Source organism: Amycolatopsis silviterrae (assembly GCF_042684085.1).
Lineage (GTDB): Bacteria > Actinomycetota > Actinomycetes > Mycobacteriales > Pseudonocardiaceae > Amycolatopsis > Amycolatopsis silviterrae.
In genome coordinates, this window is record NZ_JBHUKS010000008.1 from 467,469 (window position 1) to 482,838 (window position 15,370).

The 15,370-nt window shown below is 69.7% G+C and carries 16 protein-coding genes, 1 tRNA gene and 1 riboswitch; of the genes, 11 read left to right on the forward strand and 6 right to left on the reverse strand.

The genetic code is table 11. The features are described from left to right. Nucleotides 1–80: 80 nt before the first annotated feature. Entirely contained in the window at nt 81–2,204 is a 2,124-nt protein-coding gene (locus tag ACFSVL_RS14210) for a bifunctional MFS transporter/dTMP kinase (RefSeq protein ID WP_378304174.1), read from the forward strand. Beyond that, entirely contained in the window at nt 2,201–3,400 is a 1,200-nt protein-coding gene (locus ACFSVL_RS14215) for a DNA polymerase III subunit delta' (RefSeq protein WP_378304175.1), read from the forward strand. Before ACFSVL_RS14210 ends, ACFSVL_RS14215 begins: the two co-directional genes overlap by 4 nt. Nucleotides 3,401–3,496: 96 nt before the next feature. On the opposite strand, the gene ACFSVL_RS14220 is transcribed toward ACFSVL_RS14215, so the two are convergent. After that, on the reverse strand, nt 3,497–5,185 hold the full coding sequence (locus tag ACFSVL_RS14220) for a hypothetical protein (protein ID WP_378304177.1): 1,689 nt from the start codon (nt 5,183–5,185) through the stop codon (nt 3,497–3,499). 127 nt (nt 5,186–5,312) lie between these two features. On the opposite strand from ACFSVL_RS14220, the gene ACFSVL_RS14225 reads away from it, so the two are divergent. Next, a tRNA-Thr gene (locus tag ACFSVL_RS14225) sits at nt 5,313–5,386 on the forward strand. A gap of 100 nt (nt 5,387–5,486) precedes the next feature. On the opposite strand, the gene ACFSVL_RS14230 is transcribed toward ACFSVL_RS14225, so the two are convergent. Then, complete coding sequence (locus ACFSVL_RS14230) at nt 5,487–6,056, reverse strand: TetR/AcrR family transcriptional regulator (RefSeq protein ID WP_378304179.1); 570 nt, start codon at nt 6,054–6,056, stop codon at nt 5,487–5,489. Nucleotides 6,057–6,136: 80 nt separating this feature from the next. On the opposite strand from ACFSVL_RS14230, the gene ACFSVL_RS14235 reads away from it, so the two are divergent. Continuing rightward, nucleotides 6,137–6,838, forward strand: a complete 702-nt coding sequence (locus tag ACFSVL_RS14235) for an SDR family NAD(P)-dependent oxidoreductase (RefSeq protein WP_378304181.1) — start codon at nt 6,137–6,139, stop codon at nt 6,836–6,838. Here ACFSVL_RS14235 and ACFSVL_RS14240 read toward each other — a convergent pair. Then, nucleotides 6,835–7,284 (reverse strand): SRPBCC family protein, encoded by a 450-nt coding sequence (locus tag ACFSVL_RS14240; protein ID WP_378304183.1) that lies wholly within the window; start codon nt 7,282–7,284, stop codon nt 6,835–6,837. The two genes, ACFSVL_RS14235 and ACFSVL_RS14240, sit on opposite strands and share 4 nt — an antisense overlap. Before the next feature lie 110 nt (nt 7,285–7,394). On the opposite strand from ACFSVL_RS14240, the gene ACFSVL_RS14245 reads away from it, so the two are divergent. The 3 genes from ACFSVL_RS14245 to ACFSVL_RS14255 all read left to right on the forward strand — a co-directional run bounded on the left by ACFSVL_RS14245 (nt 7,395) and on the right by ACFSVL_RS14255 (nt 8,702). Beyond that, nucleotides 7,395–7,826 (forward strand): SRPBCC domain-containing protein, encoded by a 432-nt coding sequence (locus ACFSVL_RS14245; protein ID WP_378304185.1) that lies wholly within the window; start codon nt 7,395–7,397, stop codon nt 7,824–7,826. Beyond that, the gene (locus ACFSVL_RS14250; protein WP_378304187.1) at nt 7,816–8,151 is read left to right on the forward strand and encodes an ArsR/SmtB family transcription factor; all 336 of its coding nucleotides are present in this window, start codon (nt 7,816–7,818) and stop codon (nt 8,149–8,151) included. Before ACFSVL_RS14245 ends, ACFSVL_RS14250 begins: the two co-directional genes overlap by 11 nt. Before the next feature lie 104 nt (nt 8,152–8,255). Further along, nucleotides 8,256–8,702, forward strand: coding sequence for a hypothetical protein (locus tag ACFSVL_RS14255; RefSeq protein ID WP_378304189.1), 447 nt, complete (start codon nt 8,256–8,258; stop codon nt 8,700–8,702). Between the two features lie 50 nt (nt 8,703–8,752). On the opposite strand, the gene ACFSVL_RS14260 is transcribed toward ACFSVL_RS14255, so the two are convergent. Continuing rightward, nucleotides 8,753–9,211, reverse strand: coding sequence for a GreA/GreB family elongation factor (locus ACFSVL_RS14260; protein WP_037808306.1), 459 nt, complete (start codon nt 9,209–9,211; stop codon nt 8,753–8,755). A 122-nt stretch (nt 9,212–9,333) separates the two neighbouring features. Here ACFSVL_RS14260 and ACFSVL_RS14265 point away from each other — a divergent pair, with 122 nt between their 5' ends. The 3 genes from ACFSVL_RS14265 (at nt 9,334) to ACFSVL_RS14275 (ending at nt 11,886) form a co-directional block, all read left to right on the forward strand. Then, nucleotides 9,334–9,921, forward strand: coding sequence for a TetR/AcrR family transcriptional regulator (locus ACFSVL_RS14265; protein WP_378304190.1), 588 nt, complete (start codon nt 9,334–9,336; stop codon nt 9,919–9,921). A 19-nt stretch (nt 9,922–9,940) separates the two neighbouring features. Further along, nucleotides 9,941–10,459 (forward strand): gamma carbonic anhydrase family protein, encoded by a 519-nt coding sequence (locus ACFSVL_RS14270; RefSeq protein ID WP_378304192.1) that lies wholly within the window; start codon nt 9,941–9,943, stop codon nt 10,457–10,459. 48 nt (nt 10,460–10,507) lie between these two features. Continuing rightward, a riboswitch (ZMP/ZTP riboswitch) is annotated at nt 10,508–10,595 on the forward strand. Between the two features lie 22 nt (nt 10,596–10,617). Beyond that, the gene (locus tag ACFSVL_RS14275; protein ID WP_378304194.1) at nt 10,618–11,886 is read left to right on the forward strand and encodes a serine hydroxymethyltransferase; all 1,269 of its coding nucleotides are present in this window, start codon (nt 10,618–10,620) and stop codon (nt 11,884–11,886) included. A gap of 40 nt (nt 11,887–11,926) precedes the next feature. Here the strand turns inward: ACFSVL_RS14275 and ACFSVL_RS14280 are convergent, their stop codons facing one another. Both ACFSVL_RS14280 and ACFSVL_RS14285 read right to left on the reverse strand, forming a co-directional pair. Continuing rightward, nucleotides 11,927–13,063 carry an RNA polymerase sigma factor gene (locus ACFSVL_RS14280; RefSeq protein ID WP_378304196.1) on the reverse strand — a complete coding sequence of 379 codons (1,137 nt, stop codon included), beginning with the start codon at nt 13,061–13,063 and terminating at the stop codon, nt 11,927–11,929. Then, nucleotides 13,060–13,467 carry a YciI family protein gene (locus tag ACFSVL_RS14285; protein WP_378304198.1) on the reverse strand — a complete coding sequence of 136 codons (408 nt, stop codon included), beginning with the start codon at nt 13,465–13,467 and terminating at the stop codon, nt 13,060–13,062. Before ACFSVL_RS14285 ends, ACFSVL_RS14280 begins: the two co-directional genes overlap by 4 nt. 205 nt (nt 13,468–13,672) lie before the next feature. On the opposite strand from ACFSVL_RS14285, the gene ACFSVL_RS14290 reads away from it, so the two are divergent. Further along, nucleotides 13,673–15,322, forward strand: coding sequence for an MDR family MFS transporter (locus ACFSVL_RS14290; RefSeq protein WP_378304200.1), 1,650 nt, complete (start codon nt 13,673–13,675; stop codon nt 15,320–15,322). Nucleotides 15,323–15,370 lie beyond the last annotated feature (48 nt).

Genomic DNA, 15,370 nt, shown 5'->3' on the forward strand with positions numbered 1-15,370 from the left:
ACACGGTCGGGGGATCCGCAGGGGTCGCCTGACGCCGCCGTGACAAGTGGGGTGGGCGTATCAGCGAGGGCGTACGGTCGGTGCCTGGCACCGGCCCGGGCGGATCGGGCGGGACGTCCACGATCCACCGGGCCCGTCGGGTGCTGGCGATCAAGCCATTCCGTCGGCTGTGGGGCGTCACGTATCTGTGCAGTGTCGCCGACTGGCTGAACCTGCTGAACCTGACCAGCCTGAGCACCAAGCTCCTCGACAACTACTCCGCGCAGAACTACGCGTTCGTCGGCGTCATCGTCACCGCGCTGCTGCCCGGCCTGCTCTTCGCCCCGGTCGGCGGCCTGCTCGCGGACCGGTTCGACCGGCGCAAGATCATGGTCATCTGCGACCTGCTGCGCTGCGGGTTCCTGCTCTCGATCGCCGTCGTCGGTGCGCCGTGGTGGCTGTTCGTGGCGAACTTCCTGGTCGGCTGCTGTTCGATCATGTGGATCCCGTCCAAGGACGCCGCGGTGCCGAACCTGCTGCGCCGCCCCGAGCAGGTCGAGACCGCCAACCAGCTCGGCATGGTGATGACCTACGGCCTCGCCGTCATCACCGCCGCCGGAGCCAACGCGCTGATCCAGGGCGCGAACTCCACGTTCCACCTGTTCCAGGGCCCGGGCGTCGACCTGTACATCGCCAAGGTCGTCGTCGTCATCACCGGCCTGCTGTACCTGATCAGCGGCATCCTGGTCGCCACCCGCATCCCCGAGCTGTCCCTGCGCGACGTCCACTCGTCGCCGCAGCAGAAGAAGGTCAAGCGGGCCGACGAGGAGAAGTTCGGCTTCGGCGCGATGATGCGCGACGGGCTCAAGTTCGTCCGCAGCACCCCGATCGTCCGCGGCCTGCTGATCGGCGCGTTCGGCGCGTTCGCGGCAGGCGGCGCGGTCATCGGCGCGGCCAAGCCGTACTCGTCCTCGCTGCTGGGCGGCGACGCGGCGTTCAACCTGCTCATGCTGGCCGTCTTCATCGGCTTGGCGCTCGGCATGGCGCTGGCCCCGAAGCTCGCGCACCGGCTCCCGCACGACCGGCTGTTCGGCATCTCGATCGTCCTCGCCGGGCTCGCGCTCGGCGTCGTCGCGTTGTCGCCGCACCTGGCGATCTCGGTGGGCGCGGTCGCCTTCGTCGGCGTCTGCGCGGGCACCGCCTTCCTCACCGGCGTCACGATCATCGGCTCCCGCGTCGAGGACGCGATCCGCGGCCGGATCAACGCGATCTACCAGGCGATGCTCAAGATCGTGCTGTTCGGCGCGACGGTGGTCACGCCGGTGCTGATCGGCCTGGTCCGGCAGCGCAACGTCAACCTCTTCGGCACGCCGATCATCGTCGACGGGACGCGTCCGGTGATCCTCGGCGGCGGTCTGCTCGCCGTGCTGCTCGGGATCATCGCCTACCGGCAGATGGACGAGCGGCGCACCGAGAAGATCTTCAGCGACCTGCGCAACGCGCTGCGCCGCAACCCGCGCCGCGTCAACGGCTTCCTGATCGCCATCGAGGGCACCACGGCCGTCAACACCGCTGAGCAGGCCGCTCGCCTCGCGCAGTGGCTCGGCACCGGCACCCGCCCGGTCGTCCTCACCGCCGACCCGGCGCTCGGCGAGCAGCGCTTCCGCACGCTCGTTTCGGACGCAGCCCTCACCGGCGTGCGGGCGCAGGCGCTCGTCGCCGCGGCCGTGCGTGCTGAGCTGGTGGAACGTCAGATCCAGCCCGCGCTCGACGCCGGGTCCGTGGTCGTCATGGAGCGCTTTGTCGACTCCCCGCTCGCGTCGCTGTCCGCGGCGGGCGAGCTGGATCGCGACGAGCTGGAAGGCCTGGTCGACTGGGCCACCGGACGGCTGCGTCCGGACCTCACCGTGCTGCTCGACTCCGAGCACCCGGACGACCCGCGGCCGTCGCTGAAGGACCAGCTGTGGGTCCAGAAGCTGCTCGCCGAGATGGCCGCCGCCGACCCGGACCGGTACGTGGTGGTCGACGCCGAAGGTTCCGACGGGGACGTCGCCGGTCGTGTCCGCACCGCCGTCCAGTCGGTCTTCGTCGGCTCGCTCTCCGGTCTCGCGCCCGCGGAATCAGCGGACGCGGCGACGGCTGACCTGGCCGAGGCAGCGGCCGCCGAGGCGGAGCAGAACGATGCGGACGTACTGCCTGTGGTGTCCAAAGTGGAGGATCGGTGACGACTCCGATCGGCGTCTGGACCGAACTCGTCGGCCAGGAGCCTGCCGTGGAAACGCTGTCCTCGGCGGCGTCCGCGGCGGCTAAAATCGTTGCCGGAGAACCGGTTGCGCCAGCGGCGATGACGCACGCCTGGCTGCTCACCGGACCGCCGGGCTCCGGCCGTTCGGTCGCCGCGCGCACGTTCGCCGCGGCCCTGCAGTGCAGCACCGGAACCGGCTGCGGCGCGTGCCCCGGCTGCCGGACGACGATGGCCGGTACCCACGCGGACGTGCGGCTGGTCGTCCCGGAAGGACTGTCCATTTCGGTCGCCGAGATGCGTGCGCTCGTGCAGGCGGCGGCGCGGCGGCCGACGACCGGCGAGTGGCAGGTCGTGATCATCGAGGACGCCGACCGGCTCACCGAAGGCGCGTCGAACGCGCTGCTCAAGGCCGTGGAAGAGCCGCCGGCGCGTACCGTGTTCCTGCTGTGCGCGCCGTCGGACCACCCCGAGGACGTCTCGGTCACCATCCGCTCGCGGTGCCGTCTCGTCCCGCTGCGCACCCCGCCCGCCGAGGCGATCGCGCAGGTGCTGATCTCCCGGGACGGCGTCGATCCCGAGCGCGCCAACTGGGCCGCGGCGGTGTGCAACGGCCACGTCGGCCGTGCGCGCCGGCTCGCCACCGATGAGGCCGCCCGCCAGCGCCGCGCCACCGTGCTGCGGATTCCGCTGGGGCTGCGCCGGCCGGACGACGTTTTCACCAGCGCCGACCAGCTGATCAGCGCCGCCGAGGCGGACGCGGGCGAGGAAAGCAAAGGCCGCGACGAGCAGGAACGTTCCGAACTGCGCACCGCGATGGGCGGTGACGGCACCGGCAAGGGTGTCGCCGGGGCGAAACGCGCTGCCGAGGCCGCGGTGAAGCAGCTGGAGAAGCGCCAGAAGTCCCGCGCGACGCGTACCCAGCGCGACACCCTCGACATCGCGTTGGTGGATCTGGCCGGGTTCTACCGGGACGTGCTCGTGACGACCTCGCGTTCCGGCGCGACGCTGACGCATCCCGACCACGCCGAGCAGATCAGCTCGGCCGCGGCGGCTTGGTCGCCGGAGTCGACGATGCGCCGGCTGGAAGCGGTGCTGGAGTGCCGCGACGCGATCGGGATGAACGTGAAGCCGCGCATCGCGGTGGAAGCCATGGTCACCACGCTGCGCCAAGGCTGAGTCGTGCGTGGCGATCACGGTTAGAACCGTGATTGCCACTCACGAGAAACGGCCCCCTCGCAAGTCAGCGAGAGGGCCGTTTTCCGTGTCTAGCCGTCAGTCGCGCGGATGCGGCGACGGCTTGAACGGGGTGTCAGAGCCACCGGACGGCCGCTTCAGCGCCAGCGCCGGACGTCGCCGGTTCGGGAACGCCGCGACCATGACGACGCCGAGCAGCAGCATCGCCGTGCCGGTCCAGAACATCGGCACCGTGTCGTACGCGCCGTTCGTGTAGGCCAGGTGCTTCACCGGACCCGCCGGTGCGGCACCGCCCTTCGGCGGGGCGGCCGGAGTCGTGGCCGTGCCGCAGACGACGCCGCCGGTCGGGGCGTACGCGCGGGCGACCTGCTCGCCCAGCGACAGCTGCGCCAGCGACGACGGCAGGTTGTCGCCAGCCTGCTTCGGCAGCAGTTCCTTCAGCTTCTTCGTGGGCAGCACCTGAACGTCGAGCAGCCGCGCCGCCGCTCCCAGCTGGTAGCCCTTGAACGGCGTGGTCGCCTCGGCTTTCTTCTGGTCGAGGTTCGCGATGCTCAGCCGCAGCACGCCGAGGTCGAGCACCTTCCCGGTGGTGTCGCCGAGCTGCTGCAGGCCCTTCGTCGCGGTGGCGACCAGGCCGCCGACCACCGGCACGTTGTCCAGCGCGCCGAACTGGTCGCTCAGCTGCGACAGAGGCAGGCCGATCGGAATGTCCTTGGTCGGATGCGCCGCGTCGAGCGTGTACAGCGTCTTGCCGCCGGCCGCGATGGTGATCACCGGTGCCTGGTAGTCCACTTTGGACGTCTTCGCGTCGCCGGTGGAGGTGACGGTGAGCGTCGGCTGGCTGGCCACCTTGAGGTTCAGCTCGAGCGGGGTGCCCTTGAGGATGTTGATGTCCGCCGCCTGCAGCGTGGACCTCGACTGCACGGCCTTGTTCTTCGAACCGGGCAGGTCGACGAGCTTCACCTGCGACCGCGACGACAGCGTGTTCGGCAGGCTCAGCAGCGAACCGGCGCCCGCGGCGGGCGTCTGGCCGCTGCCGGGCAGCAGCCCGCCCAGGCTCTGCAGCCCGCTCTTCGGGTCGAAGCCCTGTGCGAGCTGGGTGCCCTGCGGCAGGTTCAGCCCGCCGCCGCCGAGCAGCGGGACCTGCGGCAGCGTCGGAAGGACGTTCAGCAGCGACAGGCTTGCGACGGACGTGCTGGCGTCGGCGATCGTGTCCACGCACGGGCCGAGCGATTCGCTCCAGCGGGCGTGCGCGGTGCCGTTGAGCAGCCCGACGTTCAGCAGCGGGTTCGACGGCGCGTTCAGGCCTCCGCTGATCTCCTTCGGGTTGTCCGGCAGCGCGGTCTGGACAAGGCTGCCCGGCGTCTGCGGCGCCTGGCCGCCGACGGCCAGCCCGAACGGAGACGACTGCGCGATCGCCTTCTCGTAGGCGAGGTAGGCCTCCGAGTTCGCCGAGGCGCTGGACAGGCCCATGCCCGCTTCGAGCGCGGACTGCTTCGGCAGCGTCTGCCCGAAGCCGGGAAGGATCGTGCTGGTGCTGACCGAGTTCGGCAGCAGCCGCAGGACTCCGAGCGCCGTGCCCGCGTCGCCGACCGCGCGCCCGAGCGGCTGCGGCCCGATGGGCGCGGACGCGGGCGGCTGGGAGGGGCTGTTCGGCTGCGGGATCGGCGTCGTCGGAATCTCCTGCGCACCGGCCGGCGCGGCCAAGAGCAGCAGCAACGCGGCAGTGGCGGGTAGCGCCAGCGCACGGGGCAGTCTTCGCTGCATGTGCCGGGTCCTCCAGGTGATCGCCGGGTCGGGGACTGAGACCGAAGTCATAGGAGCCTAACGACGCGGCCCCCGCAAGGTGACGCACCACGCCTCCGCTACACTGATGACCGTCGCACCGCGGCATGCCGCCTTAGCTCAGTCGGCCAGAGCGATTCACTCGTAATGAATAGGTCGGGGGTTCGATTCCCCCAGGCGGCTCCCAGGTCAGGCCCCATCCGGCACGGTTCGGATGGGGCCTGATCCGTTTCCGGGGCGGACCGCTCGGCTCCCGCAGATTCACCCGTTCGGGGATCCGCCGCTAGCCGTTTGCGCGCAGTCCGGCGAGGCTGAACGAGAGCGTGCGCCGCCACGCGTCCGGTGCGGTGTCGACTGTCTCGCGCACGATCAGTGCGCTCGTGAAGATCAGCAGCATCAGATCCTCGGACGTCACATCGGCGCGCAGCGTCCCGGCTCGCTGCGCGCGTTCGAGTAGCCGCACCGATTTGCGGAGTTCGGCCGTGCAGCGTGCGGTCAGTTCGGGCGCGTTCTGGAGTTGGCGGCTGACTGCGTCTCGGAGTGCGGGGTCGTCGGCTTGCTGCTCGCACAGCACCGTCACGTAGGTGACGAACGATTCCCACGGGTCGTCGACCGCCTCCGCCCGCCGCATCGCCTCGTCCATCCGCTCGGCGACCAGCTCGGGCATTACCGCGTCGATCAGGGCTTCCCGGCCGCCGAACCGGTTGTAGAGCGTTCCGGCGCTGACGCCCGCCCGTTGCGCGATCTCCTCCAGTGGCACCCCGAGACCCTTCTCCCGGAAGACCTCGGCCGCCGCCGCGAGCAGCAGCTCCTGGTTGCGGCGCGCGTCTCGGCGCAGCGTTGGCTTCCCCATCCGGTCATCGTAGCCCGAAAGTTGACAGTGGTCTCAACTTGGCGCCAAAGTTGAGGCGGTCATCAACTTATGGAGGTTCCGTGTCCAAAACCCTCGTCATCCTCGGTGCCGGTACTGGCCTTGGTCCCGCGATCGCCCGGCGCTTCGGCAGGGAGGGGTTCCGGGTCGCCCTCGTCGCGCGGAATCGCGACCGTCTCGCCGCTTTGGCGGACGGATTGGTCGAGGAAGGCATTGAAGCCGCTGCGTTTACCGCTGATCTCGCGCGGCCGGCGGAGATTCCCGCATTGGTCGGCGCGATCCGGGATCGCTTCGAGCGGATCGATGTGGTGTCGTACTCGCCCTTGGACCTGAACGGTTTCACGCCGGCCGTCGACCTGACCCCGGCGATCCAGCAGCGGCTTCTCGATCTGTATTTCCTCACGCCGATGGCTCTGGTGCAGGCCGTTTTGGCGGAACTGCGCGAACGCGGCGAGGGCAGCATTCTGATCAGTCAGAGCGTCTCGGCCACTCAGCCTGCTCCTGTCCTGAGCGGCATCGGCCCGGCGATGGCGGCGACCCGTAACTACATCCAGAGCTTGGCGGCGGAAATCTCGCTCGACGGCGTGCACGCGGCGACGCTGCAGATCGGAGCCATGATCAAGGGAAGCGCTGTCCACGCCGCATTGCTGTCCGGTGCGATCGAACCCCATCCCGAGTTTCCGGACATCGACCCGGCCGACATCGCGGAGACGCTGTGGGAGATGCACGCCAAGCGTGACGCCTCGGATCGCCAGCTCCCCTAAGGCCTGGCGGATTCCGGGATCGGCTCGCCGACGCCGGTGGTCAGCAACGCGTGCAGGCTGGTGTTGACGCAACTCGTCCAGCCTCGGGAGCACTCGCGGTAGCAAGCCTGATCCGGGGTGAGGCCGTGGTGGGTGAAGCGCAGCGTCGTGCCATCCGGGCCGGGCGTGATGTCGAAGCTCATCCGGGTGTCGGTCCATTCGTCGGGCTGGTCGGTGAAGGCGACGTACGCGTCTTCGACGTGCCAGGCGACCCGGCGGCCGGGCTCGAGTTCGGTGACGCGGATCCGGGTCGACGGGATTCCCTTGTCTACAAAGGAAAACTCGTCGCCGACCGCGGTGGCGGTGCCGGTGATCGTCTTGCTGAACCAGCCTCGGACGTCGGTGACCGCGGCGAAGACTTCTTCGGGGCTGCGGTCGACGGTCAGTTCGGTGGTGAAGGAGTTCATCGGTCTTCCTTCCGCGAGATATAGCAACTGAGTAGTTGCGACTGTATGGCAATCGACTGGTTGCGTCAATGGCGTGTGGTTGCCTAGGCTCAGTCCGGAAGGAGCACGGCATGGGGTTTCCCGACCGCATCGAGCGGACGGTCGAGCTGGCGCAGCCGCCTGCGGCGGTGTGGACGGCGCTGACCACGGCCGACGGCCTGAGCGCCTGGTTCGGCGACGAGGCCGAGATCGACCTGCGTCCCGGCGGTCTCGGCCGGGTCGCGTGGATCGGCGACCGCAGTGCCGAGATCCGGGTCGAACGCGTCGAGGAGCCCGAGGTGTTCGGCTTCACCTGGCAGGTCGACGGGATACCGGACGACGACCCGCGGCGCACGTACGTCGAGTTCACCCTCCAAAACCGCGACGGCGGGACTCGGCTCACCGTGGTCGAATCCGGGTTCGCGCAGCTGCCGGACAGCCAGTACTCCGCCACCTACCGCTCGCACGTCGAGGGCTGGGCGCGCGAGCTGGACGAGCTGGCGGTCAGTCTCGATGCCGGCTGATCCCGAAGCGGTCGCCGAGCAGGTTTTCGCCGCTCTCGCCGACCCGACCCGCCGCGCGATCCTCGCCGAGCTGGCCGCGCGCGGTCCGGCGACGGCGACCGACCTCGCGACCCGGCTTCCGATCACGCGGCAGGCGATCGCCAAGCACCTCGGCTTGCTGTCCGAAGCGGGGATGGTCGTCGCCGAGCCGGGCGAGCGCCGCCGCGTGCGGTTCCGGCTCGACTCGGCGCCGATGCGGGTCGCACAGCAGTTCCTCGCCGCGCTCGCCCGCGACTGGGACGGTCCGCTGGCCGCGCTGCAGGCTCATCTCGACCGCGAAGAATGACTCGCGATTTCACTCATCCGAGGGACTCGGGTCGGCCGGTTGGCCAGGCAGCCGGAGCCGGAAGACCGAGGGCGGGGCGCGCCGATCCGGCTTGACTGGAAGTCATGAACAGCGTGCGGAACAAGGTGGCACTCACCGCGACCGGGATCGCGGCACTGGCCACGGTCGCGTCGTGCGGCCTCGGTGCCTCGATCGAGGAGAAGTCGAACGGTCACGTGAAGTCGGTTTCCTACGACACCGGAAAGCAGGGCAAGGCCAACGCGGACGCCCGGCTTCCGTCGTGGGTGCCCGACGACGCGAAGTCCGTCACCGAGCTGATCCGCACCACGGGTTCGGAGCGGATCCTGCGCTACGAACCGGGTCCCTCCGGGCTGCCCGCGGTGTGCAAGCCGGGCAAGGCCGAGGCGAAGGCGCCGACCCTCAGCGCGGACTGGTGGCCGGCCGGTGAACACAAGCGGACGGACAAGGACTGCGGCGGCTGGCACGTCGCGGTCGAGAGCGACGGGGTGTTCGCGTATCAGCCCGAAACGGTGGCCAACGCGGACAAATGAACAGTGGGGCGCCCCGGAATCCGGGGCGGCCCACTGTCTGTCCTCTGTGGTCAGTTGGCGGGCGGCGTCAGCTTCAGCACCGTCGCGGTGGCTTGCCCGCGCGGGGTGCGGTAGCTGATTTCCTCGCCTGCCTTCGCGTTGGCCAAGGCGAGGCCGAGCGGGCTGTCGGAGGTAATCGCGTCGGCGTCCTCGCCGGGAAGGGTCACCACGGTGAACTCTTCCTCGTCACCGTCGGAAAAACGCAGCGAAACCCGCGTGCCGTCCGGAAGCAGCGAGCTGTCGTACGCGCCGTGCTCCAGCTTCGCGGTGACGTCGGCGATCTGCCGGTCCAGTCGCGCCGCTGCCTCGGCGCGGTCGATCACGTCCGCCTGGTCGGCGGCGTCCCCCGTGCGTTCCTGCTCGCCCGGCTGCGGCGAAAGCGCCTCCCGTTGCGCACGCAGGTCCGCGATTTCCTTCTCCAGCTGACGGCGCGCTGCCTCGCTGAGCCCCTTGTCCCCTGAGATCACCATGCCGGGCATTGTCCGCTGCGCGGACCGGGGTGGCCAATCCGGTTTTTCACCCGCCGGAAGCCGTTGGGACGACTGGCCTAGGATTCAGGGCTGCCGTCCTGGACAACGTAACGAGGATCACCGTGAGCGCCGTGCCCGGCCGCAGCACTCAGCTGTCGCCCAACCAGTTGCAGAAGCAGGAACTGATCGTGGAAGCGGCCCGCACGGTCCTCGCCCGCGAAGGACTCGCCGGCTGCACGGTACGCGCGATCGCCGAGGCCGGACCGCTCACCAAGAGCGCGATCCACTACTACTTCGCCGACATCGACGTGCTCATCGACCGCGCGATGGCCGCGCACGTCAACACTTTCGCGGCCGAACTCCGCACGGTCGCGGACAAGCACCACGACCCGCGCAAACGGCTTTTCGCGGTGGCCGAGGCCTATCTCGCCGAGTTCGCCGACCATCCGCGCGGCGCGTTCCTCTGGTTCGAGTACTGGATCGCGGCCGGCCGCGCGCAGCATCCGCAGGCGATCGACGCCATGCTCACCTCGATCACCGAACTGCTCGTCGAACTCCTCGCCCCGCTCGACGTCGACGACCCGCGCGCGAGGGCCCGCTCGTTGCTGAGCTACCTGCTCGGCGCGGTGGTGCAGCAGCGGGTCCGGCCGCGGTCGTTCTCCAGCCTCCGCGGCGACATCGAGGCGCTCTGCTTCGCCGGGTACCGCTGACGCCGCTTAGGCTCCCGGCATGCCTTTGTTCTCCTTGGACGGTGTCAGCCCCCAGGTCCACCCCGACGCGTGGATCGCCCCGACCGCCACCCTGATCGGCAACGTGACCGTCGAGAAGGACGCCTCGGTTTGGTACGGCGCGGTGATCCGCGCGGACTTCGGCCCGATCGTCATCCGCGAGGGCGCGAACATCCAGGACAACTCGGTGATCCACTCCGGACCGGAGATGACCGAGGTCGGCCGCAACGTGACCGTGGGACACCAATGCCTCGTGCACGACTGCACGGTCGGCGAACAGGCGTTGATCGGCAACGGCTCCACCGTGCTCGACCGCGCGGTGATCGGACCGCGCGCGTTCGTCGCCGCCGGCTCGACGGTCACGCCTGGCACCGAGGTCCCGGCGGAGATGATCGCGATGGGCAGCCCGGCCAAGAAGTTCGTGGAACTCACCGATTCCGCGCGGGTGTGGGTCGACCACAACGCGGCGGTCTACCAGGAACTCGCGCGGCGGCACCGCGGCGGCCTCGAGCAGGTCTGAGCGGCTTCCCGCGGACCGGACACCGCGGGCGGAGTGCACTAAACTCCGTCCCGCAGCAGCGACTGGCGCCATTCAAGAGGTGGAGCACCACCGGGGAGCGACGACGAGGCCGGCACCGCGCGCCTGGGTGCGGGCCACTGCAGAGCCGGAGTACGCCCATGCCACATCAGCCCGCACTGTCCGCCCTGTCCGCGGCGGATCCGCAGATCGCCGGTCTCGTCGAGGACGAGGCGAAGCGCCAGCACGACAAGATCCGCCTGATCGCGTCCGAGAACTACGTTTCGCGGGCGGTGCTCGAAGCCACCGGCAGCGTGCTCACCAACAAGTACTCCGAGGGCTACGCCGGCAAGCGCTACTACGAGGGCCAGCAGCTCATCGACCAGGTCGAGCAGGTGGCGATCGAGCGGGCGAAGGCGGTGTTCGGCGCGGACCACGCGAACGTCCAGCCCTACTCCGGTTCGCCGGCCAACCTCGCCGCGTACCTGGCGTTCGCCAAGCCGGGCGACACGGTGCTCGGCATGGCGCTGCCCGACGGCGGCCACCTCACGCACGGCTGGAGCGTGTCCGCCACCGGCAAGTGGTTCACGCCGGTCCGCTACGGCGTGCGGAAGGAGACCGGCCGCGTCGACCTCGACCAGGTCCGCGACCTCGCCCGCGAGCATCGCCCGAAGCTGATCTTCGCGGGCGGCACGGCCATCCCGCGCACCATCGACTTCCCGGCGTTCGCGGAGATCGCCCGTGAGGTCGGCGCCGTGCTGGTCGCCGACATCGCGCACATCGCCGGCCTGATCGCGGGCGGCGCGCACCCGTCGCCGGTCGGCCACGCGCAGGTCATCACCACGACCACGCACAAGACCCTGCGCGGTCCGCGCGGCGCGATGATCCTGTCCGACGCCGAGCACGCCAAGGCCGTTGACAAGGCGGTGTTCCCCGGTCTGCAGGGCGGTCCGCACAACCACACGACGGCCGCCATCGCGGTCGCGCTGGGGGAGGCGCAGCAGCCGTCGTTCTCCGAGTACGCGCACGCGATCGTCGCGAACGCCAAGGCGCTGGCCGAAGCGCTGGTCGAGCGGGGTTACGACCTCGTCTCCGGCGGCACGGACAACCACCTGCTCCTGATCGACCTGACCAACAAGGCGGTGCCCGGCAAGCCCGCCGCGCAGGCGCTGGACCGCGCGGGCATCGAGCTGAACTACAACACCGTGCCGTTCGACCCGCGCAAGCCGTTCGACCCGTCCGGCATCCGGCTGGGCACGTCGGCGATCACCACGCGCGGGCTCAAGCCCGAGCACCAGGTGCAGGTCGCCGACTGGATCGACCGGACGGTGACCGCCGCGGCGGCGCAGCAGGACGGCGAGCTGGACTCGATCGCCGCCGAGATCCGCGAGTTCCTGCAGCCCTACCCGATCCCGGGGTACAGCGAGTGACCTCGTGAGTGGCGATCACGGTTCTAACCGTGATCGCCACTCACGAGTTGTTGAGCCGGGCCGCCTGCCTGATCAGGTGGTTGTGCTCGGCTATGTTCGGTGCCTTCGCCGCCGCCTCGCGATACAGCCGCGCAGCCGTCGCCAAGTCGCCATCCCGCTCATGCAGATAAGCCGCCACCGCATGATGCCGAGGCAGCTTGTCGTCCAGCTCCGCCAGGGCCTTCAACCCCGCGCGAGGCCCGTCCGCCTCGCCGACCGCGACCGCCCGGTTGAGCCGGACGATCGGACTGTCGGTCAACGCGAGCAACTCGTCGTACCACTCGACGATCTGCACCCAGTCGGTCTCCTCCGCGGCAAGCGCATCGGCATGCAGCGCCGCAATCGCGGCCTGCGCTTGGTACTCACCGAGCTGGTCACGGGCCAATGCCGCCTGCAGGATGTCGACGCCCTCGACGATCAGCCGGGTGTCCCAAACGCTCCGGTCCTGTTCGGCGAGCGGCACGAGACTGCCGTCCGGCTTCGTCCGCGCGGCCCGGCGGGCGTGGTGCAGCAGCATCAACGCGAGCAGCCCGGCCACTTCCGGATGGTCGAATCCCGCCGCGAGCTGCCGGGTCAGCCGGATGGCTTCGGCGGCGAGGTCGAGTTCGCCGGAGTAGCCCTCGTTGAACACCAGGTACAGCACGCGCAGCACGGTCGCGACGTCGCCGGGTGCGTCGAACCGCACCTCGGACACCGTCTTCTTGGCCCGGCTGATCCGTTGCGCCATGGTCGTTTCCGGCACCAGGTACGCCTGCGCGATCTGCTTCGTGGTCAACCCGCCGACCGCCCGCAGCGTGAGCGCGACGGCCGACGACGGCGTCAGCGACGGGTGCGCGCACAGGAAGTAGAGCTGGAGCGAATCGTCCACCGCGGACGCCGGACCGGGCTGCGGCTCGGCGTCGATCGCCACTTCCCGGTCCCGGCGCGAGGACTCCGACCGCGTGGCGTCGAGGAACCGGCGCCACGCGGCCGTGATGAGCCACGCCTTCGGATTGCGCGGCGGATCGTCCTGCCACGCGTCCAATGCGGAGAGCAACGCGTCCTGGACGGCATCCTCGGCCGACGCGAAGTCCGCTCCGCGCCGGACGAGGATGCCGATCACCGCGGGCACGAGTTCCCGCAGCAGTGCGTCGTTCACTCGGTCACCGAGGGCGTGACGCCGTAGAACGGACGCAGTTCGAGCCATTCGTGGATCGGCTTGCCGCCCGCGCCGGGAGCCGCGGACAGCTCGCCGGCCAGCTCGATCGCGCGCTCGTAGCTGTCGACGTCGATGATCATCCAGCCCGCGATGACGTCCTTGGTCTCGGCGAACGGACCGTCGGTGACCGGCGGACGGCCCTCGCCGTCGAAGCGGACCCAGGTGCCTTCCGGCGACAGCGCCTGCTCGCTGACGAACTCGCCGGTCTCCACGAGCCGGTCGGCGAAGTCGCGCATGTACTGGATGTGGGCGGTGACCTCTTCCGGCGTCCACTGGTCCATGGGGACGTTGTTCACCGAAGCCGGCGCGCCGCGGTAGTGCTTGAGCAGCAGGTACTTGGCCATCGTGGTTCTCCTCAGTGCTGGTGGCGGCCCGTTGCCGGCCACGTTCGCGCCAGAGACGGAGCCGGTCTCGCGTTCTCGACATCGCCCGCCGGGAGACTAGCGTCACACGATATTTGGTTGATGAATGCAAGCTTTTCGGGAACAGTTGTGTCGAGCAAGTAGTTGAGAGATACAAGCAACTAGTACGGCACTGAGGGAGACCACCATGAGCGACACCGCCACTGCGGAAGGGGGCGCCACCACGAACGGACGGCTTTCACACCGGCAGATCCTCACGGTTCTGTCCGGACTGATGCTCGGCATGTTCCTGGCGGCCCTCGACCAGACCATCGTGTCCTCGGCGATGAAGACCATCGCCGACGAACTGCACGGACAGAGCCTGCAGGCCTGGGCCACCACCGCCTACCTGATCACCGCGACGCTTTCCACGCCGCTGTACGGGAAACTGTCCGACCTCTTCGGCCGCAAGCCGATGTATCTGACCGCGATCTCGCTGTTCCTCGCCGGTTCGCTGGCGAGCGCGATGGCCGGATCGATGTACGAACTGGCCGCGTTCCGCGCGTTCCAGGGCCTCGGCGCCGGCGGTCTGATGTCGCTCGCGCTGGCGATCATCACCGACATCACCTCGCCGCGGGAACGCAGCCGCTACCAGGGCTACTTCATGGCCGTGTTCGGCGTTTCGAGCGTCGCCGGCCCGGTCGTCGGCGGGTTCTTCGCCGGACTCGACTCGTTCGCCGGCCTCACCGGCTGGCGCTGGGTGTTCATGGTGAACGTCCCGATCGCGCTCGCCGCGCTGGTCGTGGTGAGCAAGGTGCTGAACCTCCCGCACACCCGCGTGGACCAGAAGGTCGACTTCCTCGGAGCCGGCGCGCTGACGCTGGGCCTCGTGCCGCTGCTGCTCGTCGCCGAGCAGGGCCGCGAATGGGGATGGGGATCGCCCGCGTCGCTCGCGATGTACCTGGTCGGCGCGCTCGGCGTGGCCCTGTTCATCCTGCAGGAACGCCGGATGGGAGACGCCGCCCTGCTGCCGCTGCGGCTGTTCCGCAACTCGGTGTTCCGGGTGTCGACGATGGTCACCGTGATCCAGGGCATCGGGATGTTCGGCGCGATGATGTCGCTGCCGCTGTACCTGCAGATCGTGAAGGGCGCGACGCCGACCCAGGCCGGGCTGCAGATGCTGCCGCTCACCCTCGGGATCATGGTCGCGAGCCTCGGCAGCGGGCGGATCATCGCCCGCACCGGCCGGTACAAGGGCTTCGCGGTCGCCGGTCTCGGCCTGATGGCCGCGGCGGTGTACTCGTTCTCGATGATCGGCGTGGACACCGCGCTCGGCATGGTCATGGCCATCGCGTTCGTGCTCGGACTCGGCCTCGGCTCGACCATGCAGACGCTGACGCTGGCCGCCACGAACGACGTCTCGCCCCGCGACATCGGGGTCGCGACCTCGTCGGTCACGTTCTTCCGGCAGATCGGCGGCACGGCGGGCACCGCGGTGTTCCTGTCGATCCTGTTCAGCACGGTCGGCGACCGGATCGCGGCGGCGGTGCGCTCGGCGATGGCCTCCCCGGCCTTCACCGCGGCGCTGGCGCAGCACCCGGAGTTCGCGCGGCAGATGGCGGGCGGCGGACTCGACGTGAACGACACCTCGTTCCTGTCGACGCTCGACCCGGTGCTCGCCCGGCCGATCCTGGAAGGGTTCTCCAGCTCGATGAGCACGGTGTTCCTGATCGGCGGCGCGGTGCTGACCGTCGGGTTCGCGCTGGTCTGGCTGCTGCGGGAGAAGCCGCTGTCGGACAAGTCGGCGATGGAGCAGCGCGCCGAGCAGGAAGCGGGCGATCTGGCCCTCGCGGGCTGATCCGGCCGACGAAAAAGGGGCCGTCCACCTTCGCGGGTGGGCGGCCCC

Coding starts and splice junctions, on each gene's coding strand:
- ACFSVL_RS14220 (WP_378304177.1), bottom strand. CDS start 5,185: ATGCAGCGAAGACTGCCCCGTGCGCTGGCGCTACCCGCCACTGCCGCG.
- ACFSVL_RS14230 (WP_378304179.1), bottom strand. CDS start 6,056: ATGGGGAAGCCAACGCTGCGCCGAGACGCGCGCCGCAACCAGGAGCTG.
- ACFSVL_RS14240 (WP_378304183.1), bottom strand. CDS start 7,284: ATGAACTCCTTCACCACCGAACTGACCGTCGACCGCAGCCCCGAAGAA.
- ACFSVL_RS14245 (WP_378304185.1), top strand. CDS start 7,395: ATGGGGTTTCCCGACCGCATCGAGCGGACGGTCGAGCTGGCGCAGCCG.
- ACFSVL_RS14250 (WP_378304187.1), top strand. CDS start 7,816: ATGCCGGCTGATCCCGAAGCGGTCGCCGAGCAGGTTTTCGCCGCTCTC.
- ACFSVL_RS14255 (WP_378304189.1), top strand. CDS start 8,256: ATGAACAGCGTGCGGAACAAGGTGGCACTCACCGCGACCGGGATCGCG.
- ACFSVL_RS14260 (WP_037808306.1), bottom strand. CDS start 9,211: ATGGTGATCTCAGGGGACAAGGGGCTCAGCGAGGCAGCGCGCCGTCAG.
- ACFSVL_RS14270 (WP_378304192.1), top strand. CDS start 9,941: ATGCCTTTGTTCTCCTTGGACGGTGTCAGCCCCCAGGTCCACCCCGAC.
- ACFSVL_RS14275 (WP_378304194.1), top strand. CDS start 10,618: ATGCCACATCAGCCCGCACTGTCCGCCCTGTCCGCGGCGGATCCGCAG.
- ACFSVL_RS14285 (WP_378304198.1), bottom strand. CDS start 13,467: ATGGCCAAGTACCTGCTGCTCAAGCACTACCGCGGCGCGCCGGCTTCG.
- ACFSVL_RS14290 (WP_378304200.1), top strand. CDS start 13,673: ATGAGCGACACCGCCACTGCGGAAGGGGGCGCCACCACGAACGGACGG.